Annotated in this window: 28 protein-coding genes; 15 read left to right on the top strand and 13 right to left on the bottom strand. The window is 52.2% G+C overall.

Annotation, left to right across the window (positions count from 1 at the left end; translation table 11 throughout):
* Positions 1 to 54: 54 nt before the first annotated feature.
* From ACFR81_RS07005 to ACFR81_RS06995, 3 genes are all read left to right on the top strand, one after another.
* Entirely contained in the window at positions 55 to 723 is a 669-nt protein-coding gene (locus ACFR81_RS07005) for a TetR/AcrR family transcriptional regulator (RefSeq protein WP_343875457.1), read from the top strand.
* 106 nt (positions 724 to 829) lie between these two features.
* Positions 830 to 1,057: a DUF3107 domain-containing protein gene (locus ACFR81_RS07000; RefSeq protein WP_145173488.1), complete on the top strand. Its 228-nt coding sequence runs from the start codon at positions 830 to 832 to the stop codon at positions 1,055 to 1,057.
* A gap of 248 nt (positions 1,058 to 1,305) precedes the next feature.
* A complete protein-coding gene (locus ACFR81_RS06995; RefSeq protein WP_343875461.1) occupies positions 1,306 to 2,853 on the top strand; it encodes a DEAD/DEAH box helicase in 1,548 nt (515 codons plus the stop codon).
* 51 nt (positions 2,854 to 2,904) lie between these two features.
* Here ACFR81_RS06995 and ACFR81_RS06990 read toward each other — a convergent pair whose 3' ends face one another.
* Positions 2,905 to 3,744, bottom strand: coding sequence for a PHP domain-containing protein (locus ACFR81_RS06990; protein ID WP_068171395.1), 840 nt, complete (start codon positions 3,742 to 3,744; stop codon positions 2,905 to 2,907).
* Between the two features lie 83 nt (positions 3,745 to 3,827).
* Between ACFR81_RS06990 and ACFR81_RS06985 the strand changes: the two genes are divergently transcribed.
* Positions 3,828 to 5,375 (top strand): aminopeptidase P family protein, encoded by a 1,548-nt coding sequence (locus ACFR81_RS06985; protein ID WP_343875463.1) that lies wholly within the window; start codon positions 3,828 to 3,830, stop codon positions 5,373 to 5,375.
* Between the two features lie 117 nt (positions 5,376 to 5,492).
* Here the strand turns inward: ACFR81_RS06985 and ACFR81_RS06980 are convergent, their stop codons facing one another.
* Entirely contained in the window at positions 5,493 to 6,353 is an 861-nt protein-coding gene (locus ACFR81_RS06980; RefSeq protein ID WP_343875465.1) for a YflT domain-containing protein, read from the bottom strand.
* A 171-nt stretch (positions 6,354 to 6,524) separates the two neighbouring features.
* On the opposite strand from ACFR81_RS06980, the gene ACFR81_RS06975 reads away from it, so the two are divergent.
* The 3 genes from ACFR81_RS06975 to ACFR81_RS06965 are packed head-to-tail and all read left to right on the top strand — an operon-like array spanning position 6,525 to position 9,668.
* Positions 6,525 to 7,844, top strand: coding sequence for a magnesium transporter MgtE N-terminal domain-containing protein (locus ACFR81_RS06975; protein ID WP_068171404.1), 1,320 nt, complete (start codon positions 6,525 to 6,527; stop codon positions 7,842 to 7,844).
* Positions 7,837 to 8,478 carry a DUF1003 domain-containing protein gene (locus tag ACFR81_RS06970; RefSeq protein WP_083147266.1) on the top strand — a complete coding sequence of 214 codons (642 nt, stop codon included), beginning with the start codon at positions 7,837 to 7,839 and terminating at the stop codon, positions 8,476 to 8,478. Before ACFR81_RS06975 ends, ACFR81_RS06970 begins: the two co-directional genes overlap by 8 nt.
* Positions 8,479 to 8,510: 32 nt before the next feature.
* Entirely contained in the window at positions 8,511 to 9,668 is a 1,158-nt protein-coding gene (locus ACFR81_RS06965; RefSeq protein WP_343875476.1) for a P-loop NTPase, read from the top strand.
* Here ACFR81_RS06965 and ACFR81_RS06960 read toward each other — a convergent pair.
* Complete coding sequence (locus ACFR81_RS06960) at positions 9,665 to 10,036, bottom strand: twin-arginine translocase TatA/TatE family subunit (protein WP_068171410.1); 372 nt, start codon at positions 10,034 to 10,036, stop codon at positions 9,665 to 9,667. The two genes, ACFR81_RS06965 and ACFR81_RS06960, sit on opposite strands and share 4 nt — an antisense overlap.
* Before the next feature lie 99 nt (positions 10,037 to 10,135).
* On the opposite strand from ACFR81_RS06960, the gene ACFR81_RS06955 reads away from it, so the two are divergent.
* Both ACFR81_RS06955 and ACFR81_RS06950 read left to right on the top strand, forming a co-directional pair.
* Complete coding sequence (locus ACFR81_RS06955) at positions 10,136 to 10,792, top strand: O-methyltransferase (RefSeq protein WP_186303140.1); 657 nt, start codon at positions 10,136 to 10,138, stop codon at positions 10,790 to 10,792.
* Positions 10,793 to 10,935: 143 nt separating this feature from the next.
* On the top strand, positions 10,936 to 11,607 hold the full coding sequence (locus ACFR81_RS06950) for a hypothetical protein (RefSeq protein ID WP_343875480.1): 672 nt from the start codon (positions 10,936 to 10,938) through the stop codon (positions 11,605 to 11,607).
* Between the two features lie 69 nt (positions 11,608 to 11,676).
* On the opposite strand, the gene ACFR81_RS06945 is transcribed toward ACFR81_RS06950, so the two are convergent.
* The 3 genes from ACFR81_RS06945 to ACFR81_RS06935 all read right to left on the bottom strand — a co-directional run bounded on the left by ACFR81_RS06945 (position 11,677) and on the right by ACFR81_RS06935 (position 13,603).
* Positions 11,677 to 11,841, bottom strand: coding sequence for a DUF3117 domain-containing protein (locus tag ACFR81_RS06945; RefSeq protein WP_068171418.1), 165 nt, complete (start codon positions 11,839 to 11,841; stop codon positions 11,677 to 11,679).
* Positions 11,842 to 11,970: 129 nt separating this feature from the next.
* Positions 11,971 to 13,290: a hypothetical protein gene (locus tag ACFR81_RS06940; protein ID WP_343875486.1), complete on the bottom strand. Its 1,320-nt coding sequence runs from the start codon at positions 13,288 to 13,290 to the stop codon at positions 11,971 to 11,973.
* Positions 13,283 to 13,603, bottom strand: coding sequence for a DivIVA domain-containing protein (locus ACFR81_RS06935; protein ID WP_343875488.1), 321 nt, complete (start codon positions 13,601 to 13,603; stop codon positions 13,283 to 13,285). Before ACFR81_RS06935 ends, ACFR81_RS06940 begins: the two co-directional genes overlap by 8 nt.
* 211 nt (positions 13,604 to 13,814) lie before the next feature.
* Between ACFR81_RS06935 and ACFR81_RS06930 the strand changes: the two genes are divergently transcribed.
* Genes ACFR81_RS06930 through ACFR81_RS06915 form a run of 4 tightly spaced genes read left to right on the top strand, consistent with a single transcriptional unit; the run spans position 13,815 to position 17,027 of the window.
* Positions 13,815 to 14,543 (top strand): amino acid ABC transporter ATP-binding protein, encoded by a 729-nt coding sequence (locus tag ACFR81_RS06930; protein WP_377148771.1) that lies wholly within the window; start codon positions 13,815 to 13,817, stop codon positions 14,541 to 14,543.
* A 19-nt stretch (positions 14,544 to 14,562) separates the two neighbouring features.
* Positions 14,563 to 15,414, top strand: a complete 852-nt coding sequence (locus ACFR81_RS06925) for a glutamate ABC transporter substrate-binding protein (RefSeq protein ID WP_343875566.1) — start codon at positions 14,563 to 14,565, stop codon at positions 15,412 to 15,414.
* 30 nt (positions 15,415 to 15,444) lie between these two features.
* Positions 15,445 to 16,128, top strand: a complete 684-nt coding sequence (locus tag ACFR81_RS06920) for an amino acid ABC transporter permease (protein WP_068171431.1) — start codon at positions 15,445 to 15,447, stop codon at positions 16,126 to 16,128.
* Complete coding sequence (locus ACFR81_RS06915; protein WP_343875494.1) at positions 16,125 to 17,027, top strand: amino acid ABC transporter permease; 903 nt, start codon at positions 16,125 to 16,127, stop codon at positions 17,025 to 17,027. The genes ACFR81_RS06920 and ACFR81_RS06915 overlap by 4 nt, the downstream gene beginning before the upstream one ends.
* Before the next feature lie 71 nt (positions 17,028 to 17,098).
* On the opposite strand, the gene dapE is transcribed toward ACFR81_RS06915, so the two are convergent.
* Entirely contained in the window at positions 17,099 to 18,238 is a 1,140-nt protein-coding gene (gene dapE, locus ACFR81_RS06910) for a succinyl-diaminopimelate desuccinylase (RefSeq protein WP_343875497.1), read from the bottom strand.
* 97 nt (positions 18,239 to 18,335) lie between these two features.
* Between dapE and dapD the strand changes: the two genes are divergently transcribed.
* Both dapD and galE read left to right on the top strand, forming a co-directional pair.
* Positions 18,336 to 19,292 (top strand): 2,3,4,5-tetrahydropyridine-2,6-dicarboxylate N-succinyltransferase, encoded by a 957-nt coding sequence (dapD, locus tag ACFR81_RS06905; protein ID WP_343875499.1) that lies wholly within the window; start codon positions 18,336 to 18,338, stop codon positions 19,290 to 19,292.
* 98 nt (positions 19,293 to 19,390) lie between these two features.
* Positions 19,391 to 20,404, top strand: coding sequence for a UDP-glucose 4-epimerase GalE (gene galE / locus ACFR81_RS06900; protein ID WP_343875501.1), 1,014 nt, complete (start codon positions 19,391 to 19,393; stop codon positions 20,402 to 20,404).
* Between the two features lie 102 nt (positions 20,405 to 20,506).
* Here the strand turns inward: galE and ACFR81_RS06895 are convergent, their stop codons facing one another.
* From ACFR81_RS06895 to ACFR81_RS06870, 6 genes are all read right to left on the bottom strand, one after another.
* Positions 20,507 to 21,793, bottom strand: a complete 1,287-nt coding sequence (locus ACFR81_RS06895) for a citrate synthase (RefSeq protein ID WP_068171446.1) — start codon at positions 21,791 to 21,793, stop codon at positions 20,507 to 20,509.
* Between the two features lie 198 nt (positions 21,794 to 21,991).
* Positions 21,992 to 23,119 (bottom strand): succinyldiaminopimelate transaminase, encoded by a 1,128-nt coding sequence (gene dapC / locus ACFR81_RS06890; RefSeq protein ID WP_343875504.1) that lies wholly within the window; start codon positions 23,117 to 23,119, stop codon positions 21,992 to 21,994.
* 101 nt (positions 23,120 to 23,220) lie between these two features.
* Positions 23,221 to 23,433 carry a hypothetical protein gene (locus tag ACFR81_RS06885; protein ID WP_343875507.1) on the bottom strand — a complete coding sequence of 71 codons (213 nt, stop codon included), beginning with the start codon at positions 23,431 to 23,433 and terminating at the stop codon, positions 23,221 to 23,223.
* On the bottom strand, positions 23,430 to 24,269 hold the full coding sequence (locus ACFR81_RS06880) for a nucleotidyltransferase family protein (RefSeq protein ID WP_343875509.1): 840 nt from the start codon (positions 24,267 to 24,269) through the stop codon (positions 23,430 to 23,432). Before ACFR81_RS06880 ends, ACFR81_RS06885 begins: the two co-directional genes overlap by 4 nt.
* 74 nt (positions 24,270 to 24,343) lie before the next feature.
* A complete protein-coding gene (fdxA, locus tag ACFR81_RS06875) occupies positions 24,344 to 24,667 on the bottom strand; it encodes a ferredoxin (protein WP_068171450.1) in 324 nt (107 codons plus the stop codon).
* Between the two features lie 144 nt (positions 24,668 to 24,811).
* Entirely contained in the window at positions 24,812 to 26,167 is a 1,356-nt protein-coding gene (locus ACFR81_RS06870; RefSeq protein ID WP_343875513.1) for a PIG-L family deacetylase, read from the bottom strand.
* Positions 26,168 to 26,225: the final 58 nt, after the last annotated feature.

Here is a 26,225-nt window from a genome sequence, read left to right as displayed (position 1 = left end):
TCATCAATCTCACACGTAGATAATTTCGCACCTTAGATACGTCAGGACACACACTTGAGCGCACATTTCGAGAATCAGTCCGAGCCCACTGCCCTCAGCGGACTCTCCGCAGAACAGGCAACCGGTGGCATTCGCCTTCCTAAAAAATTACGACGTCAGCAGTTAGTTTTTTCAGCCCTTCGAGTTTTTTCCTCCCAGGGTTATCACGTCACGACCATGAACCACATTGCGTCGGCAGCAGACGTCACCAAGCCAGTTCTTTATCAGCACTTCAAATCAAAGCGCGATCTTTATCTTGCCGTTCTCGATGAGCAAATTGATGATCTCATCAAGCGCATTGTTGAGCCTCTCTACCGCACAGAAAATAATCGTAGCCGCGTAGAGGGTGCCCTCAGCGCTTTCTTTGAGTTCATCCGCACCAATCCCCAGGGCTACAGGCTCATTTTTGAGTCTGATATTCAAAGTGACCTTGCAGTTCAAGAATGCTTGGACAAGCTCTACACCTCTATCGCGGGGCATATCGCTGGCATTCTTGGTCCCAACGCCGGTCTGCCCGTCAAAGAAGCAGTCCTGCTGGCACGAACGCTTACAGGCATGGTTATTTCTGCCACGCAACACGCAATTAGCCAAGGTGCATCCACCGATGAGCTCGCTCAGGTGGAGCAACTGGTGTTCCGCTTAGCGTGGGGCGGCATTTCTATTATTGACGAAGATTGGGAATAATCGAGATCTCAAAATTTGCTCTGAGTGATATTCGAAAAATCACAGGGGCGCTCCCCCTAGACTAAATTCAACGCAAATATTTTTCGTTGAAGGAAACGGAGTAAAAGTGGAAATCAAAATTGGCGTTCAGCATGTCCAACGCGAAATCGTTATTGAGACCGAAGAGTCAACGAATGACATCAAGGCAAAGGTATCCCAGGCTTTGCAGGATAAGTCAGTTCTAGAGCTAGAAAATACTAAGGGTGCTATCACTTTGATTCCTGCCGAGCAGATTGGTTACATCGAGCTCGGCGCAGAGACCAAGCCTCGTATTGGCTTTGGATTTTCCGAATAAGAATTAATAAAACCCTGATGAAGCAGTGAGAGCGTGTTGCCGCTCTCACTGCTTCATTTTTCAATTTGCTACTATGAGAAGTGTTATCTGGTTGCCCGGTCGTTGGACGGCATATACCATTTTGAGACTCTCCCCGTTGAGAGCGTACTTTTTACGATCGGCTTCCCCACTCGCGTCCTGTCTATCCCGGTTCTAAAACTGGCGGATTTCAGACAGTAGATGCACCTATATTTTCAAGGAAACCTTCGTTGACTGAAGAAATTAAGACTTTTGCCGATTACGGCTTACGAGAAGATATCTGCGAGGCACTAGCCGAACGCGGTATCCTTTCTCCTTTCCCTATCCAGGCACTCACCCTTCCCGTAGCTCTTGGCGGCCATGACATTATCGGCCAGGCGAAAACCGGTACAGGTAAGACCCTCGGTTTTGGTTTGCCAGCTATTCAGCGAGTGGTTGGCCGAGATGACGCCGGTTGGTCCCACCTCAAATCCCCCGGTGCGCCTCAGGCACTCATCGTGGTCCCTACCCGCGAGCTTGCTATTCAGGTGGGTTCTGACCTTGAAGCTGCGGCTAAGAAACGCAACGCTCGTACAGTCACCCTGTACGGCGGTGTGCCTTACGAATCGCAGGTTAAGGTTCTGGATGAGGGCGTCGAGTTGGTAGTGGGCACCCCCGGTCGCCTGATCGATTTGCAGCGCCAAAAGAAGCTGAATCTTTCGCAGGTCAAGATTGTAGTTCTTGACGAAGCCGATGAAATGTTGGACTTAGGCTTCTTGCCCGATGTTGAAAAACTCCTGGCTGCCCTGCCCGAAGTTCGCCAGACTATGCTGTTCTCAGCCACTATGCCCGGCCCCGTAGTAACTATGGCTCGCCGCTACATGACCAAGCCTATGCATATTCAGGCGTCGTCTCCGGACGATGAGTCTATTACTAAGGCATCCATCCGCCAGGTGATTTACCGTGCGCACCCGCTGGATAAGGACGAGCTGGTCGGCCGCATCCTCCGTGCGAACGGTCGCGGTCGCACCATCATTTTCTGTAAGACCAAGCGATCGGCCGCGAAACTTGCCGACGAACTTAACACCCGCGGATTCGCCGCCGGCGCCCTTCACGGTGACTTGAACCAGGGAGCGCGCGAACAGGCTCTTCAGGCATTCCGTGATGACCGCGTTGATGTTCTCGTGGCAACCGACGTCGCCGCTCGCGGTATCGACGTTGATGACGTCACACACGTCATCAACTTCCAGTGCCCCGAAGACGAGAAGACCTACCTGCACCGTGTGGGTCGCACCGGACGCGCGGCGAACAATGGTACCGCAGTCACCCTGGTGGATTGGGAAGATGTCCCTCGCTGGTCGCTCATCAACAAAGCACTGGAGCTGGGCGTTCCTGAGCCCGTAGAGACTTACTCATCCTCCGATCATCTGTTTACTGACCTCGATATTCCTGAGGGCGTCAAGGGCAATTTGCCCCGCGACGAACAGACGAAAGAAGGCCTCTCTCAGAACCACTCAGCCGGAGTTCGGAGTAATAATCGCCGCAACGAGCGCGTTGGTTCTCGCCAAGGCAACGGCAGGAACCGTAACCGCTCGGAGCGCGGTGGCGCTCGCCGCCGCGACGGCGAGCAATCCGCACAGAACGAGAAGTCCAATAATCGCCGTCCTCAGCGCCGGCGCGCTGATGGGGATTCCGCGCAGAAAACGGCAGACTCTCGTGAAAAATCGGTAGAGAAGTCTTCAGATGGCACGCGCCGTCGTCGACGTCGCCGCAAGCCCGCGGATAACAAGGGCGAGTAAGTAGTTCTTGGCGGGGAAGGAGCAGGTGATTTCACCGGTTCCTTCCCCTTTCTATCTACTGGGTGAAAAGGTGGAAAGTTTCCGGATGCGTTGAACCGTGTGCCGATCGGTGGTGTTTTCACCCAGACGGTTTGGCTTGCCAGCACCGTGATAATCAGATGACCCGGTTACCAACAAGTCATGCTCGAACGCTATGCTATGTAACCATTTCTGGTCTTCAAGTGAATTATCGCGGTGATGAACTTCTAGCCCGGCAAGTCCCGCATCAATCATTTCTTCGATGAGCTCTGCAGAGGCAATGCGGCCTCGACTACGAGCGCGCGGATGCGCCATAACCGGTACTCCCCCGGCGGCACGTACCAGCCGTACGGCTTCAACCGGATTCACTGCATAGTGCGACACATAGTAGCGCGATTGTGGGGTGAGGATGGAAGCGAAGGCTTCTGAGCGGTTCTCCACAGCACCGGCTGCCACGAGAGCATCAGCTATGTGGGGTCTGCCTACAGTGGCTCCCTCACCCGTTTGTTCCATGACGTCGTCCCAATCGATAGGATAGTCTTCGCTCAGAAGAGTCACCATCCGCTGGGCACGGTGAATGCGGGATTCGCGGGCACGAGCAATTTCCTGCAAGAGTGGCTGATAGGTGGGATCATGCAAGTAGCTGAGCAGGTGAATGCTCACGCCATGCCCCGCACAGGAAATTTCCATTCCCGCCACAAAATCTAGTCCTAGTTTTTGAGCGGTTTGATCTGCTTCAGACCAGCCAGCTGTGGTGTCATGGTCGGTCAGCGCAAAGCCGTCTAGACCTGTTTCAGCAATTTCCTGAACCAGATCTTTGACCGACTGAGTACCGTCTGAAATTTTTGAATGCACATGCAGGTCATAACCCATGCCTCTATCTTAGGTCGCTTGCACCCATAGCCAGAAGTGAACCGGAGATGATAAGCGTTACCTGCCGTATTAGAGTTAAAACCATGAATACTTCTGAGAACAATTTTGAAATAGATGATCAGCCGCTGGAAGAGCGTGTTAATAATCGCTCGCAGCCTCCTAAATCCCATGCTTTTACTGAGTTTATTAGTTCTAACTGGGCACCGAGCAACCAGCAGATTCCCAATCGTGCTGAGGTAGCCGATTTTGCTGCAAAGCGCCGTCGGGCTATTTCATTGAAGTTCCCCGGTGAGCGTTTGGTATTGCCTGCGGGGCCTTTGAAAGTTCGCTCTAACGATACGGATTACCGCTTCCGCCCCCATTCTGCTTTTGCACATCAGACGGGGTTAGGTACCGACCATGAGCCCGACGCAGTGCTGATTTTTGAGCCTGTAGAAGAAGGCGATGGGGATAATGGTTCGAATCATGAGGTGACTCTTTACTTCCGTCCTTTGGCGGGGCGAGATACCGAGCAGTTCTATTCGGATCCTCGATACGGTGAATTTTGGATTGGCCCCCGCCCCACCCTTGCTGAAATTGAAGCTGAGTACGGTGTGAAGTGTAAAGATCTTTCCGAGCTCGAAGTTGCTATCACCAAGAATGCCGGAAATAAAGCGCTCGGTGGTGTTCAGATTCGCCTGGTGCGCAATGTCGATTTGAACATCGACGCGCTGGTGGATACCTCGCGGTATAACACCGGCGTTGATTTGGAACAGGCAGATGCCACCGATGCTGTGTTGACCGAAGCGCTTTCCGAGGCTCGTTTGGTGAAGGACGCGGTAGAAATCGATAATCTGCGCCGTTCGGTAGCGTCTACCGTTGAAGGGTTCGAAAACGTTATTCGAGCTTTGCCTCGTGCGGTAGCGCACCGTCGTGGCGAACGCGTTATCGAAGGTGCTTTCTTCACGAAAGCCCGCGAAGAGGGCAACGACTTGGGTTATGACACCATTGCTGCCTGCGGTAACAATGCCACCGTACTGCACTGGATTCAGAACACCGGTGCAGTCGAAGAGGGCAAGCTAGTACTGTTGGACGCCGGTGTTGAGGACGATACGCTGTACACCGCTGATATCACCCGTACTTTCCCCGTCAACGGAAAATTTTCCGAAGTTCAGGCAAAGGCTTATCAGGCGGTGCTGGACGCTGCAGATGCGGCATTTAAGGCAGCAGTTCCTGGCAATAAATTCCGCGACGTCCATGCTGCAGCGATGAATGTTCTCGCCTCCCGCCTTGAGGACTGGGGGCTTCTGCCGGTCAGCGCCGAGGTCGCTCTTTCGGACGAGGGCGGGCAACACCGTCGTTGGATGCCGCACGGCACCAGCCACCATCTAGGGCTGGATGTGCACGACTGCGCGCAGGCGAAAAAAGACCTCTACTTGGATGGCACTATCGAAGCGGGTATGGTCTTCACTATCGAGCCCGGTCTGTACTTCAAAGAAGAAGATCTTTCCATTCCAGAAGAACTACGAGGTATCGGCATTCGATTGGAGGACGATGTCCTGATTACTGAAGCAGGCAATGAGAATCTTTCCGCTGCGTTGCCTCGTACGGTTGAAGAAATTGAGCAGTGGATGGCAGAGCTAGCTCAATAGAGCAATCTTGCGTCCGAAGACAAGAACAAGGCCCATCACCGCTCAGGTGATGGGCCTTGCTCATGAGTTCAGCAGATAACTGTTCTACAGTGTCTCTCAATCAAGAGAGGTCATAAGTTAGGACTTGCGGGAACCGTGGTGTTCCGAGGGCTCCTCTGGGGCAGATGAAGCAGGTGCGTTGCGTACGGAATCCTGAACCTCTTGAGAATCCTCTACCTTCAGACCGTATCGTTGAGGACTCTGCTCTTCTCGCACCTTTTCGATTCTCTGTTCAGAATCGTCCGGGCGCATTGGTTCGGTGCGCACCATCTTGGCGTACTCTTCGGGGTCGTCAATGCGTAGCCCAAATTTGCCGCCGGCGGGCGAGCCGTCCCTGTTATATTCGGGGCCAACAAAGGTGGTGGGATCTGCTTGTTCATGGGAGTGCCCCTGAACTACAGATGATGGTGTTCCCGATGCAGGGGTATTGGGGCGTGCTAGCTGCGGGCGGAAGTTCTGGGAACGGACGCCCAGTACTTCACGAGCCTGTGCCGCTACGCCGGGATTGCTCATCAGCGAAAAAGCTGTAGGAATCATTTGCTGGCGCATCTGGAAGGCGCCGTTCTTGTTCCCCCGAGAAAAAGAGAGAATGCCAAAAATCATCCAGATGGCAATGCCCAAGGGTACTGCGGAAGCAAGATGCGGCAAGACTGATGTGCCGGTCACCAATGCGGTCACCACGCCGATTAGAGCACCGAAGGTTGCACCGCTAAGCGCTGAGCTCAAAGCAATACGTGGATATGACAGCTTGCCTATAAAATATTCAACTTGTTTGAGGTCATGCCCCACCACAAAAAATGCCTGGGCAGGTAAGCCTGCGCTCGTCAGACGCCCCATCGCGGCATCCAGTTCTGCACGAGAAGTAAAGTTTTGCACCAGCTCACCGCGGGGAATTTTGCCGGCTTCTGGAATAACGGGTGTTATCTGTTGCTCATTCATGCACTTTATTTTTCCGTGTTTACCGCAAAGATTCCTAATAATTGCCCAAGGTATCGCAACAGGCGAAAAATTGAGTAAATTTTGACTCCTTGACAGGGAAATCTACTCGTTTATCTCACACTTTTCTCTGGGACTCCCGATTTGCCCTCAATATCCCCTAATCTTGAAAGGGTGAGTACTACACCGAACAAAATCTTTATTGCCCGTCTACTCGGCATGGACGTTTTTGACCCCCTGGGTGATCGTCTAGGACGATTACGCGATATTGTGGTGCTCAAACAGAGTTTTGGTGCCCTTTCCGCGTTGACAGGAACCGCTGGACAAAAGGGCAAAGAGCCCATCGTAGTGGGCATCGTGATTGAAGTCCTGGGTAAGAAACGAATTTTTGTACCTATGACCCGCGTAACGACTATTGAATCTTCGCAGATTATCTGTACCGGTTTGGTTAATCTCCGCCGGTTCGAACAGCGTGGATCCGAGGCACTGGTCGTTGCTGAAATTTTTGACCGCAAGGTACGACTGACCGACGGTTCAGGTGAAGCAATGGTTGAAGATGTTGCCATGGAGCAGCGCCGGAATGGTGACTGGTTCCTCTCCGAGCTCTTTGTCTCTCGCGCCCACGAAACCGGTGGTCTGCTGCGCCGTCGTAAAGATACTCTGATTGTGGACTGGAATGAAGCGATTCTCTCCACCGATTTAGAACCCCAGGCTGCGACCGCGTTCGTCGAAAACCATGCAAACGCCAATCCTGCGGACTTGGCAGATGCCATCCACGAGATGAACGACAAGCGCATGGTCGAAGTTGCCCATGAACTCCAAGATGAGCGCCTAGCAGACGTCTTGCAGGAACTTCCCGAAGATGACCAGGTGGAAATTCTTTCTCACCTCGATGTGGAACGCGCCGCCCAGGTTCTCGAGGAAATGGAACCGGATGACGCCGCCGACCTCCTCAACGAACTATCCGATGCTCAACGTGAAGAACTGCTGCACTTGATGGAACCAGAAGAAGCAGACGATGTCCGTCGTCTTCTGGAATATGAGGAGGGAACCGCAGGTTCGTTAATGAACCCTGTTCCAATTATTCTCTCCCCTGAAGCTACCGTTGCTGAGGCACTGGCGCATATCCGGCAGGAAGAAATTTCCCCCGCGATGGCAGCTGCCGTCTTGGTAGCCCGTCCCCCGTTGGAAACCCCCACTGGTAAATATCTAGGTATGGTTCATATGCAGCAGCTTCTTCGCTATCCGCCCAGCGAGCTGGTGGGAACACTTTTGGATTCCTCCATCGAACCGGTCTCCGATATGTCTTCTCTTGCGGAAATTTCCCGCATCCTCGCAACGTATGACCTCACCATCATACCCGTCGTCAACCAGCATGACCGATTAGTCGGTGCGATTACTATTGACGACGTGTTAGACGCTATCTTGCCCGAAGACTGGCGAACCTATGACGATGGAACTCCGATTCGAAAGGTAGGACGCCGTTTTGAGTGATAAGAACCGCGACCGTTCCTCCACCGATGAACACCTCTCCCAGCCCCAGGCAGCTCGTCGCAAGTTTGCCTTCTCGTCGAATCCCGATAGCTTTGGTCGCGCCACTGAATCTATTGCGCGATTCATGGGTACTCCCACCTTCTTGCTCTACATGACGGTCTTCTGCGGTCTCTGGCTGGGGTGGAATACCTTGGCACCTGAAGAGATGCAGTTTGACCCCCGTTCATTGAACTTCACTCTGCTCACGTTGATGCTTTCTTTGCAGGCATCCTATGCTGCCCCGCTGCTCCTTTTGGCGCAGAATAGGCAGGACGACCGCGACCGCGTGATTGCCTCACAGGACCGTAAGCGCGACCAAGAAAACCTGGAAGAGACCCAGTACCTCACCCGTGAAATTGCCGCTTTGCGCATTGCTTTGCGCGAGGTGGCCACCCGCGATTACGTACGTAGCGAATTGCGCGACATCATGGAAGAACTACAGAAAATTCAGGATAAGCAGAATCAGTTAGATCAGTATGTGCCGGAAGCACGAGATCCACTGACCGGTTCTGTAGCTATCGTGACTGAAGAATCGCGGAAGAAGAAAAAGGTTAAGGATGTCGATGAGAGCGAGCACGACTCCCCTAACCAATAGCCTATTTACCGCAGCAACCTAAGGATAATCCCGTGTTAGACGAAGCCCTGTTTCAAGCGCTGGCTGAAGTATATGACCCCGAGTTGCGCAAACCCATCACCGAATTGGGAATGGTCGAATCTGCGCAAGTTCAGGGTTCCTTAGCTCAGGTTTCAATCCTGCTGACCATAGAGGGGTGCCCGCTTCGCTCCACTATCGAGACAGAGGTACGCCAGGCTGCCCTGGGTGTAGATGGAATAGAGCAGGTAGAAGTCTCTGTGGGCTTTATGAGCCCCGAGCAACGCTCGGCATTGCGGTCTTCACTGGGTCATACTAAAACCAATCCTTTCGCTGCCAAAGAATCATTGACGCGCGTTTTTGCCGTCGTCTCGGGCAAAGGCGGGGTAGGTAAATCCTCCATGACCGCCAATCTTGCCGCTGCTTTTGCCGCGCAGGGGCTCAGCGTGGGTATTGTGGACGCCGATGTTCACGGCTTCTCGATTCCTGGTCTCATGGGTATTACTCAACCACCCACCCGTATGGACGATATGATTCTCCCGCCGGTCGTTGAGGTACCTTCGTCTGCCTCCCCCGTTTCAGACGGGACAGCAGAAACTCACGGGTTTGTGAAAGTTATTTCCATCGGCATGTTTATCGAAGGAAATCAGCCTGTAGCGTGGCGAGGCCCCATGCTCCACCGCGCATTAGAGCAGTTTCTCACCGACGTCCATTTTGGTGATTTGGATGTGTTGTTACTCGATCTTCCGCCCGGCACCGGAGATATTGCGATTTCGATGGCGCAACTTCTCCCTCATGCCGAGTTGCTTCTTGTTTCTACGCCTCAACATGCGGCAGTGGAAGTTGCAGAACGAGCCGGTACCCTCAGCTTGCAAACCGAACAAAAAGTTGCCGGTGTGATTGAAAATATGGCAGCTATGCGAATGCCAGATGGTTCGTTGCTAGAAATTTTTGGCTCGGGCGGCGGAGAACAACTCTCTGATCGACTCACCGACACATTGGGATACGAAGTGCCGCTTCTAGGTTCTATCCCCCTAGAAACCGACGTGCGAACCGGCGGCGATGAGGGAATGCCCATCGTCTGGGGCGCGCCAGAGACCGAAGCAGCGCAGACTATTTCCCATATTGCAGAAGAACTTGCCCACCGGGGCCGCGGGCTCGAAGGAAGACCCCTGCCCCTAAACTTTTCTTAGGTAGCGTCGGTATCAAAAGGCGCATAAGCGCCACGCGGTAGACGGCGAAGGTTCTGTTCAACCGGCTGGTTCAGCGCCATCTGCTCTTCAGCACGAGCTGCTCGCTCGGCGTCGTCCTCAGCTAATGCCTCACGCACAATCGTGCGAGGGTCGTACTGGCGAGGATCATACTGTTTCCAGTTGAAATCCCCCAGCGGATTTTCTCCCATGGTTTCTTTAAGGTCATCTCGCGCTTCAAACGCGATACCTCGAACCCATTTCACGCCTTCTTTAAGCTTCTGGGCGTATTCAGGCATGCGTTGAGGACCGATCACCACCAAAGCGAGGATGATCAGTATCAAAAATTCCATACCGTTGATACCTAACACATATGGAAGATTACCAGTAAAACCTGAAGAACACTGAAAATTTGAGGGGGTTCTATATGATGAACACAGCAGGGTTTTGTGGATGAGGTGGAACAAACAGTGTTTTCAAAGGACGAAATAAGACCTGACCGGAACAGCATTTGGGCTTTTATCGAGGAATTTCCCGAGGAGAGCTCAGATATTACGGACGCCCGGAAAGCCGCCCGAGAACTCGGAGTGCAACCGGTCAGCGCACATACGGCTGACTTGTTACGGGTTTTGGCGGCGTCTACCCACGCTCAAAATATCTTAGAGGTGGGAACCGGCACGGGGGTCTCTACTTTGGCATTGCTTCAGGGCATGGAACCGGGGTCTGCCATGACCACCTTAGATATTGATAATTCCCGCCTACAACGGGCCCGGTTAGCTATTCAGAATTCTTCACACGGCAGAAAACACCGAGTACGCACCATCTGTGGCGACGCCGCCGAAGTTCTACCCCGGCTCTCTCAAGGCTCCTACGATCTTGCTTTCGTAGATACATCCGTAGAATCTGCAGAGTATTCGGTACTTTCTTGTCTCTCACTCATCAAATCGGGTGGCTTACTCATCATGCACAATGCTCTCAACCAAGGGCTAGTAGCTCAACCTACCGCTCGGGATCCGCAGACCGTTGTGCACCGTCGTCTGCTTCAAGAAATCCAAGAATGCACTCACGATGTGTTCGTTTCGTTGGTTCACTCCAACCTGGGTTTGTATTTGGTCTACAAGCGCTAGCAAGTAATATTTCCCAATGTCCCCTGAGAATACTCAGGTTAGTGTAAGAATAAGTTTTATCGGTATAGGTAACCTTTCGTTAACTATCTGATGGAGCCTGCAGGCTCCTCTCCCCTAACACTCTTTCGCACTGAGGACTTTCGATGAAGAAAACTCTCCCCCTTCTTGCTCTTGCGCTGGTTTCTCTGACCGGTTGCGTCAATATCAACAACTCTGCTCCCGAGGAGTCAGCCTCAAGCTCTCGCAGCGCCTCCCCCAGTTCAACCGTCACAAGTTCGACAACGGCTGCGCCAGCGTCGTCGAGTAAAGCACCGGAATCGCCATCGAGCTCTCCCTCCGAGACGCCGGTTCATGCGATGCCTGAGAAGACGCAAAATGCCTCCAAAACATCTTTTGAAGGAACGACCGCAAAAGGAAATGATATTTCCTTCTATATGCTTCCTGCGTTCGACCAGGACACCATGAATGGAATGATGCGCAGCACTGGTCTGTCGGGCTCGTGGGCTTCACTGTGCTCGTCCTCTGCTACCCAGCAACAACTCACGGAAACCGCAGTGAACACCGTTTCATCCAGTGGTTCGGTACACACATGGATGTCCTTCAAATATGCGGCGCCTTATCTGGACGTCATGACCGAGTCCCAGAGCCAACTACTAGAGCAAAAACTGGTTGATGGCCCCGCCGAGGGCACAAACTTGACCTGTATACCGGTGATTACCCAACAAGTCTCAGCTTCATTGCAGGGGTATCCCTCCGCTACCGTGGGTCAGTATGTAGGTAGCCAAAATCTGGTTAATACCGTTGAAATCTATTAATACCTAGCACCTCGTTGCCCCATAAAAAGTGCCCTGCCGATTCTTCGGCAGGGCACTTTTTATGGCTGATTAGCTAAAATCTTCGAGGCACTTTTTCAGAGCTTCAATCTCATCGGTCGAAATTTCCAGGACGAGACGTCCACCGCCCTCAATAGGAATCTTCATGTTGATGCCACGTCCTTCGCGAACGATTTCAAGTGGCCCTTCGCCCGTGCGTGGTTTTTGTGCGGCCATACTCAATCTCCTTGTTATAAGTCCACGTTCGGGGAACCGAGTGGGATCAATTCTGTGATATGCCCCATGATAACCCGGAATAATCGTCAGATTTTGTACATCAGCTGGGAAAAATGTCGTTTTCTAGGCTTAGGGTGGATAGTCTCCGCCTGTGGGAAGCTGTTTCCAGTGCCAGAGCCAGCCAACCCACCCGAACTGAAGGGCGGCACCACCGAGCACCAAAAGCATCCGATACGCTCGATCAGCTGAAACCGCTACTGTCACCAGCGCTAGTGGGAACAGCGGTAACAGCATTCTAAAAAGCGAACTCTGCGGGTTAAGGAAAAGCACCAGATACGCCGCGTAGCACGCACACCACATGATGAGGACGGGGTGAAGAGTTCTGCGGATGAGACGGGAGCTGAGCAAGACGATAAAGCCAATGAGGAGAACAATGAAAAGTATTGGCCCTGCCGCCCCAAAATATTCGGTACTCTGCTTAAACCAGGGCGCCACTAAGTAAAGATCGCTACCCCGCCACGCTGTTTCGGTGGCCGTATAAGCATCTACTCGCCCCGTCCTGATCCAAGCGATAAGGGGCCAGAGCAAGGCAATCCCGCAGATTAACAGGGCAGAAATAAGCTGCGAAGCATGCTGAGCGAAGGACTTACTCCAACCCAGCGGCGCACCCGGTTGATCTGCGCCGGTGTGCATACCGCGGGCGTCGATAATCCACGCGATAAGCCAGAGCAGACCGGCTGTTGCTCCCAGAGGCACCCCTACAGGGCGAGAAAAACATGCAGGAATGGCGAGGAGCACTGCCCACCAGAATTTGCGATTCATCAGCGCTAAGAGTACCGCTGCCACGAACAATAGATTCAAAGATTCGGCGTAGGCGACCTGTAACACCGGGGAAATAGGGGCGAAAGAAAATACCGCTACTCCCCAAAGAGCCATAGATTCTACGCTGGACGGTTCGCTGAGAACCGCCGAGACACGCCCCTCTCTCAACGTGCGTAAAGAAGTCTCGAACAGACGATATATCAGGCACGCTGCTCCAAAGCCACTCACTAAGGAAACGGCGGCAGCAACTGGCGGATAGCTCACTCCCAAGAGATTCATCAGAGCAGAATTCACCAATGGATAGAGCGGGTAGAACGCCCACGGGTTCTCTGCAACGGCGCCGGTAGGAGTCAGTGGAAGATGAGTAGGATAGCCAGTCTCAGCAATCTTGCGATACCAGTCGGCATCCCAAATATTAACAAAGCTGAGGTAGTCCATGGGTTGGTCGCTCCACGGACTATATTTTTCCTGTTTTCCGACGACAGTAAAAAGCACCCAGCCAAAAACACGGCTGACGGCAAAGATAATGAGCACCTGCACATAAATATTGGCGCTGCGGAAGGACTTCTGATAGTTTTCCCATGCCATCATGACCCGCAGCGAAAGTGCATCTCTTTGTCTAAGCATGGTGGGGCTTTTCTTCCAGCTGACTTCGCAAACGAGTATTTTCCTCAGCCAGCAACGTCAGCGCCTGGTCTACTTCATCTGGCTTGTACCCGCGCCACGACGTCGAAAATCGTTGCCTCTTTACCTCAGCGACTGTAGGACGCGACGATAAAACCAAAGGCATTTCAAGATCAGACTCGGGAGCTATTCCATCATTCGATATATGATTCAACACATTTCGAGCAGGAAAAATCCGGTCAGAACCCAAGAGGGCAATACTCACCATCGTTAGCGCCAGAACTATAAAAGTTATGAAAACCAGTACATAATTCACCGATCAATTCCCTCACATTTTCTGCATTACCGTCATATCCTCACCACCATATTGCATGAAAATGAATATTTTCTTTGCGTTCTGTAACACAGTGGTAACGCAGTTCACTGTAAGGTGTTCCTTGTACTTATCACACACCGCGCCCATCATCGAATAACGATGCAGGGCACGGCTCACACATCCCTTAGGAGGAACCCTCGTGAATGAAGCGTTGGTTCAGCTGAAGTCCGTTAACAAACATTACGGATCTCTGCATGTACTCAAGGACATCAATCTGGAAGTAGGCAAGGGCGAAGTTATTATTCTGCTCGGTCCCTCAGGTTCCGGTAAATCTACTCTATGCCGCACTATCAACCGTCTCGAAACCATCGATTCCGGTTCGATTTCCATAGACGACAAAATACTCCCTGAAGAAGGCAAAGAACTCGCAAATTTGCGTGCCGAAGTGGGAATGGTTTTCCAGTCATTCAATCTCTTTGCCCATAAGTCCATTCTCGACAACGTGACGTTGGGGCCCCGTAAGGTTCGCGGGCTCTCAAAAGCCGAAGCTGAAGAAGAAGCAATGGCTTTGCTCCGCAAAGTGGGCGTGGATTCCCAGGCTCAGAAAATGCCCGCGCAGCTCTCCGGCGGTCAGCAACAGCGTGTAGCTATTGCACGCGCTCTCGCTATGCGTCCCAAGGTTATGCTCTTTGACGAGCCGACCTCCGCACTTGACCCCGAAATGGTCAACGAAGTGCTGGACACCATGGTCAACCTGGCACGCGAAGGCATGACCATGATTGTGGTGACCCATGAAATGGGCTTCGCCCGTCGTGCAGCAGACCGCATTGTCTTCCTTGCCAACGGCGAAATCGTTGAGCAGGCTACACCCGATGAGTTCTTCTCCAACCCCAAGTCAGACCGCGCCAAGGACTTCCTCGGCAAGATTCTCAACCACTAAGGAGTATCACATGGCTCTGATGAAGAATCTGAAGAAGAAAAGCCTGGCAGCTATGGCTCTGGCAGCTACAGCCACCTTGGCTTTTTCAGGATGTGCTTCTACCGATGATGCGGGCGATAAAATCCGCATTGGTATTAAGTACGATCAGCCAGGTTTGGGCTACCAGGACGGTAAGGATTACACCGGTTTCGACACCGACGTCGCCCGCTATGTAGCCAACGAGCTCGGTTACTCTGAAGATCGAATTGAATGGGTCGAAGCGCCTTCTGCTAACCGTGAGAACATGCTTTCAAACGGTCAGGTAGACATGATTTTTGCTACCTATTCCATCTCCAATACCCGTTTGAAGACCATCGACTTTGCCGGCCCCTACTTTGTAGCCGGTCAGGATTTGCTGGTGCAGAAGGACAACACCGACATCACCGGCCCCGATTCGCTCAATGGCAAAGACCTCTGCTCTGTCACCGGTTCAACTTCAGCCAAAAAGATTCAGGACAAGTTCGCCTCCAACGTGCAGCTCGTTCAACAGAATTCTTACTCTGACTGCGTGGTTGCTCTTAACGCTGGCATGGTTGATGCGGTGACCACCGACGACATCATCCTCGCCGGTCTGGGCGCTACCAAAGCGAACAAAGGCGAGCTCAAGCTCGTGGGTAATACCTTCACCACCGAAAAATACGGTGTGGGTCTGCCCAAGGGTTCTGATAAGTGCAAAGACATTAACTCCGCCATCAACAAAATGGTTGAAACCGGCGAATGGGAAAAAGCACTGGAAAAGAACGTCGGCGACTCCGGGTTCAAATTTAACAAAGAGCTCAACCCGCCCAAACTTGGCGATACCTGCGTTCAACCCACTGAAGACAAAAAATAAACAACAATACTTTTAGAATTGGAGGCTCCCGTGTCATTCGGCGAACAGCTCTCCACGCTCTTTGATACCTATAACGTGCTGGGCGCGTTCTGGGTGAATGTTCAGCTCACTTTCTGGGCAGCTATAGGTTCTTTCATCATTGGTTCGGTTCTTGCGCTTATGCGCATTTCTCCGGTGCCGTCGTTGCAGTTTATTGGCACCGCGTACGTGCATATTTTCCGCAACACCCCTCTGACCATTTTGATGACCATGGCAATTTTGGGCGTGTGGACTCAGTTCCAGCTTCAGCTGGTATCTGACTTCAAAGCAAACTTCTTTATCTACGCTGTGATTGTGTTGGCAATCTACCACGCAGCTTTCGTGTGTGAGGCAATCCGCTCGGGTATCAATACCGTACCGGTTGGTCAGGCGGAAGCAGCTCGTGCCATTGGACTAGGGTTCTTCCCTGCCGCACGTCATATCATTTTCCCCCAGGCGCTTCGTGGTTCAATTACCCCCTTGGGCAACACCCTGATCGCACTGGCAAAGAACACCACCGTAGCTACCGTGGCTTCGGTTGCTGAAGCATCGGGAATGATGAAATCAATGATCGAGTTCAACTCGGATCTCATCTTCGTCATCTTCTTGATTTTCGCCATGGGTTTCGTCGTCATTGTCGTGCCCATTGGTATTCTGACCACCTGGGCATCTCGTAAATTGGCGGTGAAACGATGAGTTCGTCTGTACTTTTTGACGCGCCCGGCCCCCGAGGCCGCGCCCTCACACGTACTTTCAATGTGATTGCCCTGATTCTTTTCTTGGCATTCATCGCTTACGTCTTGGTTATTATGCACCGCCAGGGCCAGCTAGAGGCTGAAAAATGGACGGCGCTTTTCACAGCCCGCGCTTGGGAGTATTACTTCATCCCAGGTCTGATTTCGACCCTCAAAGCAGCACTTCTTTCCGTCATTACCTCACTGATTTTTGGTATGGCATTTGGCTACATGCGCCTGTCGACTTCAGCACCCGTTCTGTGGTTTGCCACCGTGGTTGTTGAATTCTTCCGAGCAGTTCCAGTGCTGATAATGATGATTTTCTTCTGGCTGTTCTTGGGAAAGCTCGCGCTTTTCTCGCCCCAGCAGCTGCCGTTCATCGCCGTCGTTATTGGTCTAACCCTCTACAACGGCTCAGTGATTGCTGAGCTCTTGCGCTCTGGCGTGAAGCAGCTACCGAAGGGCCAGGGTGAGGCAGGTCTTGCTATCGGTTTGACCCCTGGCAAGGTTCTACGATCTATCCTGATGCCTCAGGCAATGGTGACCATGCTTCCTTCATTGGTCAGCCAGTTCGTGGTGATTCTGAAGGATACCGCTTTGGGTTACATCATCTCCTACCCCGAGCTGCTGGCTTCTGCCCGCCGCTTTGGTTCCGGTGAAGGTAACATTTTGCAGACCCTCGTGCTGGCAGCGGTCATGTTCATCGTTATCAACTTTGCGCTAACGATGCTCGCCACTTGGCTCTCGGGATTCCTCTCCTCACGCTCGTCAACCGGTGTGAAGAAGGCAGACGGCATCCCCGGCGAAATCGACAACCCGAATCCCGCAACCATTGCGATATTCAAGTTGCCTAAAAACTAAATAAGTAGGGACTTTTCCTCACCAAAATGCCCCGTGCAGATTTCTCTGCACGGGGCATCTTTGTAAGGAGTCTAGGCGGTGAGCCAGTTTTTCAACTGCTCGTAGGTTCGCTGAATATCTGAAGCTTTCACATGTTCATTATCGGAGTGGGCTAAAAGGGCATCTCCGGGGCCGAAGTTCACCGCAGAGATACCAATTTCTGAGAAGCGCGCCACGTCCGTCCACCCGTATTTAGGTTTGGGCTCTTGCCCCACCGATTCAATGAGCGACCGACTCATCGGTGCGTCCAGCCCCGGGCGTGCAGCAGAGGACTGATCTACAAAATCGAGGTCATACCCTGCGAATACTTCTTCAACGTGTGCAATCGCCTCATCTAACGTTTTGTTGGGTGCGAACCGGTAATTGATATGGACGGATGCCTCGTCGGGAATCACGTTTCCTGCTACCCCACCTGAGATTTCTACTGCGCTCAGTCCCTCGCGGAAGGCGAGCCCTTCGACGTCGTAGGTCTGCGGCTCATAGTTGGAAAGGCGAGTCAGAATATCAGCCAACTGGTGAATCGCGTTCTTACCTTTCCAAGCCCTGCCAGAGTGCGCCCGTAAGCCCTGGGTATGAATCCAAAAACGCATGGTGCCGTTGCACCCACCCTCGATGGTTCCGTCTGTGGGTTCTAGCAGGACGGCGAAATCCGCGTCAGTGAGCTTCTCTGCATGGTTGCGCATGAGCCTACCTAGCCCAGATAGTTCCGAAGACACTTCTTCATGGTCGTAGAATACGTAGGTGATGTCATAGGCAGAATCAGTCAGGTGGGCTGCTAAGGCTAGTTGAACCGCCACCCCGCCTTTCATATCGGTAGCTCCGCGCCCAAAGAGAACTCGCTCCCCTGCTTCTTCTTTCCATACTGAAGGAACGGTACCTTCAGAACCTTCTACAGCAGGCAGCGGCACGGTGTCGAGATGTCCGGCAAGTACCACGCGTTTATCTTTGCCGAAATCAGTACGAGCGATAATGGAATCGCCATCGCGGGTAATCTCCAAGTTTTCCAGGTTGGTCAGCGCATTTTCGACGATGTCTGCCAGCCGTTTTTCTTCGCCCGAAACGGAGTAAATATCGAGAAGATCAGCGGTCAGCTGCGCGACGTCCTGATGGATATCAAGCTCCGCAGGCCCGAATTTTTTGAATTGTTCAGCAGTGTATTCTTTGAGGCTCATAGAAAATACTTTACAGTTTTTGGTTTCTTCGCCATTGTTTAGTCTCACATCATGCGAAGGGAGTGCACGAATTTGAGCTTCCCCTTAAGCTGGTTCTATGACTGAAAATAATTCACGTCCCGCCTCTGGCTTGGGGCTTGCTACAGTAGTTGCCTCTGGCGAGAATGCTGGAACCGTACTGGACACTTGGTTTCCCAACCCTGTCTTGGGCGCGAAAGCTGATGAATCTGCTCGCGCTCAACTTGAAGAGCTAGTGGGTGAAGAAGCAGATCGCAATGTCCGCACCGAGGTTGTTTCGAAGACTATTGATTTGAATGCTGCTCCTGCAGATGCCTCGGATGCCTACCTACGTCTGCATCTCCTTTCCTGGTGTTTGGTGGAGCCAAACACTCTTAACCTGGACGGTCTTTTTGGCAAGCTCACCAATGTTGCCTGGACTAACTATGGCCCGGTTCTTGCCTCTGAGATCGACGCTCTACTTCCAGGGCTCCGCAAGCGTGGTCACGTTTCTATTTCACACGTGGACAAATTTCCCCGCATGATTGATTACGTTGTTCCTGGCGGGGTGCGAATTGGCGACGCCGACCGCGTGCGCTTGGGTGCCCACCTGGCGTCGGGCACCACCGTGATGCACGAGGGCTTCGTCAATTTCAATGCGGGAACCCGCGGCACCTCTATGGTGGAGGGGCGCATTTCCCAGGGCGTTATCGTGGGCGATGGCTCTGACGTCGGCGGTGGCGCATCCACTATGGGCACGCTGTCCGGTGGCGGTACAGAACGAGTTTCTATTGGTGAACGTTCCCTCATCGGCGCTGAAGCCGGCGTCGGAATCGCTATTGGTGACGACTGCGTGGTCGAAGCCGGTTTGTACATCACCGCTGGCACCCGCGTTAGCGTTTTACAGGAGGGGCAAGAACCTCGGGTAGTCAAGGCTCGCGCTCTTTCAGGTGTCTCAAATCTTCTGTTCCGTCGCAATTCAGAATCCGGTCGGGTTGAAGCTCTCCCCCGCGCCAACAACACGGTGGAACTCAACGACGCTCTGCACGCCAACTAATCAGGAAAAGACTTGTAGGACTTTCTGGGTTGAGCCGCTGATGATTTGTGGTGGATTGACCCGGTAAAGTGGTTCTCAAAACCATTTAAGGGAGAAATATGAAGATTATGGTTACCGGCGGTGCCGGATACATTGGTTCGCACACCGTTTTAGAGTTGCTCAATGCAGGGCATGAAGTTGTTGTCATGGACAACCTTGCTAACTCTTCTGAGGAATCGCTCCGCCGAGTCGCAGAGCTTACTGGTAAAGAGGCAAAGTTCCACAAGGTTGATTTGCTCGATGCGGAAGGCATGAAAGATCTCTTTGTTGAAGAGAAGCCCGAAGCGGTAATCCACTTCGCGGGTCTGAAAGCTGTCGGCGAATCCGCGTCCATGCCACTGTGGTACTACCGCACGAACGTCACCGGTACTCTGAACCTGCTGGCAGCGATGGAAGCCGCTGATTGCAAGTCCATCGTATTCTCATCCTCGGCAACCGTATACGGCGAGCCTGAAGAGATGCCTTTGACCGAGAAGATTAACATGGACGCGCAGTCCTGCTACGGTCGCACCAAAGAGCACATTGAAGACATCTTGCGTGACCTAGGCGCTTCAGATTCCTCGTGGAATATCGCGCTTCTGCGCTACTTCAACCCCGTGGGCGCACACGAATCAGGTCGTATTGGCGAGGACCCCTCGGGTATTCCTAACAACCTTGTGCCATTCATCGCTCAGGTTGCTGTAGGACGTCGCGAGTTCCTCAGTGTCTTCGGCAACGATTACCCCACGGTAGACGGCACCGGCGTCCGTGACTACATTCACGTAGTTGATCTTGCAGATGGCCATCTGAAAGCTTTGGATTTCATCGCGAAGAACGGTGGCTTGCACACCTGGAACCTGGGTACCGGCAACGGTTACTCGGTTCTAGAAGTTCTGCACGCTTTCGAAGAAGCCTGTGGCAAGGAGCTCCCCTATAAAATTGTGGAGCGCCGCCCCGGCGACGTCGCAGTTTCCTACGCTGATCCTTCTTCTGCTCTGGCAGATTTGGGCTGGTCCGCACAGCGTGACATCAAGACCATGGTTCGCGATCACTGGAACTGGCAGAAGAGCAACCCCAACGGTTACGAAGCCTAAAGGTTTTTAGAGCCAAACAAAAAGTACACTTTTAGCTCTATCCGTACAAGCTAACGCTTGTATTGATGAGCTAAAAGTGTACTTTTTTATTCGTTTTGAAGGCTATTTAGCACCCGGGTAGTGGCGCAGTCCTTCACCAATGTAAACCTGTCGGGGGCGTCCAATCTTGGTTTCAGGGTCCTGAATCATTTCGCGCCACTGAGCAATCCAGCCGGGCATTCGCCCCAGGGCGAAGAGAACAGTGAACATTTCTTCAGGGAAGCCCATCGCCTTGTAGATCATGCCGGTATAGAAGTCCACGTTGGGGTACAGCTTACGCTCGATGAAGTAATCATCCGCCAAAGCCTTTTCTTCAAGGCGGCGCGCGATGTCGAGTAGCTCGTTATTGCCACCCATCTGTTCCAGAACCTCATCAGCGGTCTTCTTAATGATGCGAGCGCGCGGATCGTAGTTCTTGTAGACGCGGTGGCCAAAACCCATCAGGCGGATGCCGTCTTCTTTGTTCTTGACCTTTTCCATAAACTGCTCAGGCTCAATTCCTTCAGCCTGAATCTTACGGAGCATGTTCAGAACAGCTTCGTTGGCACCACCGTGTAGGGGGCCATAGAGGGCGTTAATGCCCGCAGAGATTGAAGTGAAGATATTGGCGTGAGCCGAACCTACCAAGCGTACGGTGGATGCTGAGCAGTTCTGCTCGTGATCAGCGTGCAGAAGCAAGAGGGTATCGAGTGCCTTCGCCATCACAGGGTCAACTTCGTATTCCTCGGTGGGGAAACCGAAGCACATCTGCAACAGATTCTCTGCATAGTTAAGCTTGTTCTGGGGGTACATGAACGGCTCGCCCTTAGACTTCTTGAAAGCATAAGCGGCAAGGGTGGGTACCTTGGAGAGCAAGCGGAAAGTAGAGATTTCTACCTGGCGGTCATCAAAAGGATCCAGCGAGTCAGAATAGAAGGTCGACATAGCAGAGACTGATGCAGCCAGCACGGCCATGGGGTGCGCGTCGCGGGGGAAACCGTCGAAGAACGTCTTGAAATCCTCGTGCACCATAGTATGGCGGCGAATCATGGTTTCAAATTCTTCGTATTCTGATGCAGAGGGAAGGTTTCCGTAAATCAGCAGATATGCGGTTTCAACAAAGTTTGATTTCTCTGCCAGTTCGTCGATGGGGTAACCGCGGTAGCGCAGAATACCTTCATCGCCGTCGATGTAGGTGATTGCTGATTTTGCGTTGGCGGTGTTCATGAACCCGGGGTCGTAGGCAACGCGCCCGGTTTCTTTGAGCAAACCGGCGGCGTTAAACGCACCGTTGCCTTCCGTTGAGTCAATGTGCTCAAGGGTAAGTTTTTTCTCTCCGTAGGAGAGTTCAGCGTCTTTGGCGTTAGTCATAAAAATTTTCCTCCGTGTGTTGGAGCAAATATTTGCTCCGCTTACTGCGTTGAGCGCGCCACCGGGGTGGGTGCAAGATATGCAATAGGCGGAGTAAACAAATGATCTTGGTTATAGGTTACTCGGATTCATGTCCACGGTCACATCGATAAAGTGTTTCTGACATGATTTCACGCTGTTTGACCCAATATGAAGCGATTATTCGCTCAAACGCTGTGCTGCGGCGGTGATATCTGCATCACTTCCAGTGAGCGCAATACGTACGAATCCTTCGCCTTGCTCGCCGTAGAACACGCCGGGGCCAATCAATATGCCCTTTTCTGCGAAACGGTCAACGGTGCGCCAGGTGTCCTCTCCCGCCGTCGCCCAGAGGTAAAGCCCCGCTTCTGAGTGCTCAACTTTTAGACCAAATTTTTCCACTGCAGGTAGGAGAAGTTCGCGACGTCGTCGGTAGCGATCCTTCTGCTCCTGGACGTGCGTATCGTCAGAAAGTGCTGCTACCATTGCCGCTTGGATGGGTGCAGGAACAATCATTCCCGCGTGCTTACGAGAATTAATCAGATTAGGCATAATCGCGGGATCGCCCGCGATGAAAGCCGCTCGATAGCCTGCCAAATTAGACTGTTTGGAGAGCGAATAAACACTGAACAGGAGATCCTGAGTTCCGCCACTGATTTCCGGGTCAAGGATGGAAGGCACAGGCTTACCGCCCTGTTGCACATCCCATTCGCCCCAGCCTAGCTCGGCATAGCATTCATCCGATGCCACTACTGCGCCAAGTTCTCGCGCCTGGTCCACTAGATTTTTGAGGTCCTTGGTATGGCGCACAATACCGGTGGGGTTTGCCGGTGAATTGACCCAGATGAGTTTTACTCGCGAACGGGTTTCTTCATCTAAATCTTCCAGATGGTCCGCCGCTACATGGTCTGCCCCTGCCAGCTGAGCACCAATATCGTAGGTAGGGTAGGCAACGGTCGGTCGCATGACGACGTCGCCCTCCCCCAGCCCCAATAGGAAAGGCAACCATGCCACCAGTTCTTTGGAACCTACCGTAGGCATGACCTGCTCTACCGAAAGACCGGGCACGTTGCGTCGTCGAGCAAACCAATTCACAATTGCCTGACGAACTTCTACAGTACCCTGTGTAGTCGGATAGCCATGAGCATCAGTTGCAGCAGCTAATGCTTTACCAATCGTTTCAGGGGTGGGATCTACCGGCGTGCCAATGGACAGATTGACTAATCCATCAGGATGTTTTTCAGCCTTCGCTTTATAGGGGGCCATGCGGTTCCAGGGATAATCGGGTAAATCAAGGCCAAAGCTCATGGTGCAGTCCTTCTCTGAAGTCAATTTTTATGTTCTTCAGGCTAATTTATGCTTAAAGGCACAGTATCGCTGGAACACTGTGCCTTTAGTCAAAGCTTCCTTTAGGCAACTTGATTTTGTATAAAGTAACGAGAATGAGATTTTTTCAGCGCTTCCAAGGAAACAGCAGAGATGGAAACGACTTCAATTTTTTCATCGTTCTTCTCCCTCTCAAGCTTCACTCTTTCCCGGATTGCTTTCTCTCGACTTGGGAATTCTTTGAGGGTTCCAAGTGTCCCAAGGGTTCGATTATATGTAAGTACAAATGACGTCATTTTGACCGTTCCTTCTCCAGAGACTCCAAGAGCGCAACAGCCTGCTCGAACTCATCCAAGCACAAAACTTTTTTTCTGTTAATCTCTTCAAGTTTATTGTAGAGCATGTTTAGCTCGCAAGACTGAGGCGAATTATAAATTTTTTGTTGAAGACTAGTCGACTGTTGCTCTAATGAGAATACTTTTTTTGAAATTTCCAAAGATTGGTTCAGAATCTCAGCTTGAGGATGACTACTTTCAACGCCCTCATGATATCTGATACTTCGTCCTATCTTATCAGCCAGGAGCTCATAGATATTCGCCCAACGAGACTGCGACTCTGTACGGAATTGAAGCTCTGCTCTACCCGCAGGATAGGTGATATGCAGATGAATTGCCCTGTACCCCGCATGTTCTCCGTTAAGAAGATTTTTACGAACAACTGTCACTCCAGGTTCATCTAAGACCTCTTCGCTTGTTCGGGATAGCTCTTCCAGCTGAGTTAGGTTGCAATTAATCTGGCACCGCAAGCCCGCGATATCTTGGATTCGCGACAGTTTGGTTCTTTGTCTCCGCAGTTTTTCTTTAATGGAAATTTCAGTCTTCACTCTTGTAGATATCTCGACGCTTATATCTGAGCAACCCCGACTTTTCTCACCCTCAATAAATGAAGAGATGATGTTTTCAAGGATAAGATTTAATTCTTCAATGAATTTCTCTGAATGGACAAGAAAATCACCCCATAGGGAATCTTGATCTTCACTAAGCTGGTTATCAGCCCTCAGAGAATCTCCAATTCGATTAATATCCCCATTTGTCCATTCAGGTCGGTGAGATAAAAAATTCGAGGTACTCATTTACAAGCTCTCTAGATAGTGCCGCACAATGAAAACTCTGTAATTATGGTGAACACTAAGTTCTCAAATGAAACTTAGCTCTGATTCTGCTTGGGCAAAGCTGCAATCCAGTCGACATCTTTGCCGGTATTGCCCAGGCGAGCCGCGCCACCGGGCGAACCGAGATCGTCAAAGAAATCGACGTTTGCCTGAGTGTACTCTTCCCACTGCTCGGGAACGTCGTCCTCATAGTAAATTGCTTCTACGGGGCATACGGGTTCACACGCGCCGCAGTCTACGCATTCATCAGGGTGAATGTAGAGGGTGCGTTCACCCTCGTAGATGCAGTCAACGGGGCATTCCTCAACGCAAGCGCGGTCTTTGACATCAACGCAAGGCTGGGCAATAACGTAAGTCATGCGGTGGGCCTTTCTGGGCAAGTGAGCTACGCACGTAAAGAATCAGTGTGCGCTTTGAAACCTTATTCAATGGTAGCCCTGAACAACATCAGGTAAATAGTTTAGTGGTGTAGCTGACAGCAGAAAACCGGGGATGGGCTCAGCTTATCTGTGCGCTCGATACCGCAAACGGTTCACCCAGACGTTAGAAACGATAGTCGCGGCTAAAGAACCAAGCATCCACATAGTTCCCGCGACCCCCACCGGTACCGCCGGATTGACGAGCACCAAAATCGAATGGGGCTTGGCGAATGCAAAGAGGGCAACCACCAAGAAAGTAATAATCCCTACCAGCGAGCCAGCCCAGTTTCTTCCGGCGCGAAGGGAATTCCAAGTGGCCGCAGAGAACACCAAAATGAGTGCCACCAACGCGCCCCAGGGAATGTAAAAGGATTCATTAATGTACCAAATGGAAGCATGGTACATCGTCCCAATGAAACCTACGAGCAGCCCCAAAGCGATACCTGTCAGTACAGAATTCCCTACGCTGGGATGAATATCAGCGTTCCGACTGGAGAGAGGACCGTTACCGCCCAGCGAATTAAGTTCCATCGTGTGTTCTGGAACCTTGCTCTGTAAGAGGCGGTAGGTTTCCCGCGCAGAAATCTTTTGCGGTACAAGGTTGGAATACTGAAAAGTCTCATCATCCACCACAATGATTTGTGTACGATGCGCTTGCATAGCAGCACGTTTGCGCATCAGCGAACCCTGGATGACAGCCTGCTGGCGGGTATCTGCTGGATCAGCTTCGCCTTCCAGTCCCCAGACCAACAGTGGTTCGGCGTCCGAACCAGCTACCATTTCAAGCGCCTTTATGCTCGCCTCATAGGTCCGCAAATGATCGGGATGGCCGTAACCACCACCGTGATCGTAAGTCACCACTACGTGCGGGCGGCGTGCACGAATCACCGCAGCAATTCCTGACGCTTCTTCTTCTAGATTTAGCGCTGTCAAGCAGTCTCGGGCGGCGTCTGGGTTAGCGGCAGCGCGACCGTCAGCACCCCACACCATGCCCGAATCTCGGAAAAATTTCCGCCCGCCCGGAACAGCGGCGACGTCCTGCCCCAGAAAAAAGTGACGATCTACGCCGAGGGCAACGAGCGCCTGAGCCAGCTCTTGCGCGCGATACTCTCCCAGCGCTGCCCCAAAATCTGTGGTGCCCGGGTGCGCGGCTTCAAGATGTTTGAGGTCCTCAGGAATTACCTCACCCATCTCGCCACGCGTGAGAGTCAGCAAATCTACTTGAGCGCCCTCTTCAGCGAGTGCACCCATAGTGGCGCCGGTAGACGTCGATTCGTCATCCGGATGCGCGTGAATAAATAAGACGCGAGCATTCTGCGCATCTACTCCCGCAGGCAAAAGAGAATACACCGCGTGAGCAGCCACAAAATTACCCTGTTCAGGGTAATAAGGCTGATTCTCTGGAACCGCCGGCTGCTGCGGCGCTGACTGACTCGTCAAAAGATACTCCTGAAAGAAGACCAACATAAAACTCAGGGGACCACCTTACGGCAGTCCC

Origin of the sequence: Rothia amarae, from assembly GCF_042677725.1 — a bacterium.
GTDB lineage: Bacteria > Actinomycetota > Actinomycetes > Actinomycetales > Micrococcaceae > Rothia > Rothia amarae.
This window is presented reverse-complemented; position numbering and strand designations above follow the sequence as displayed.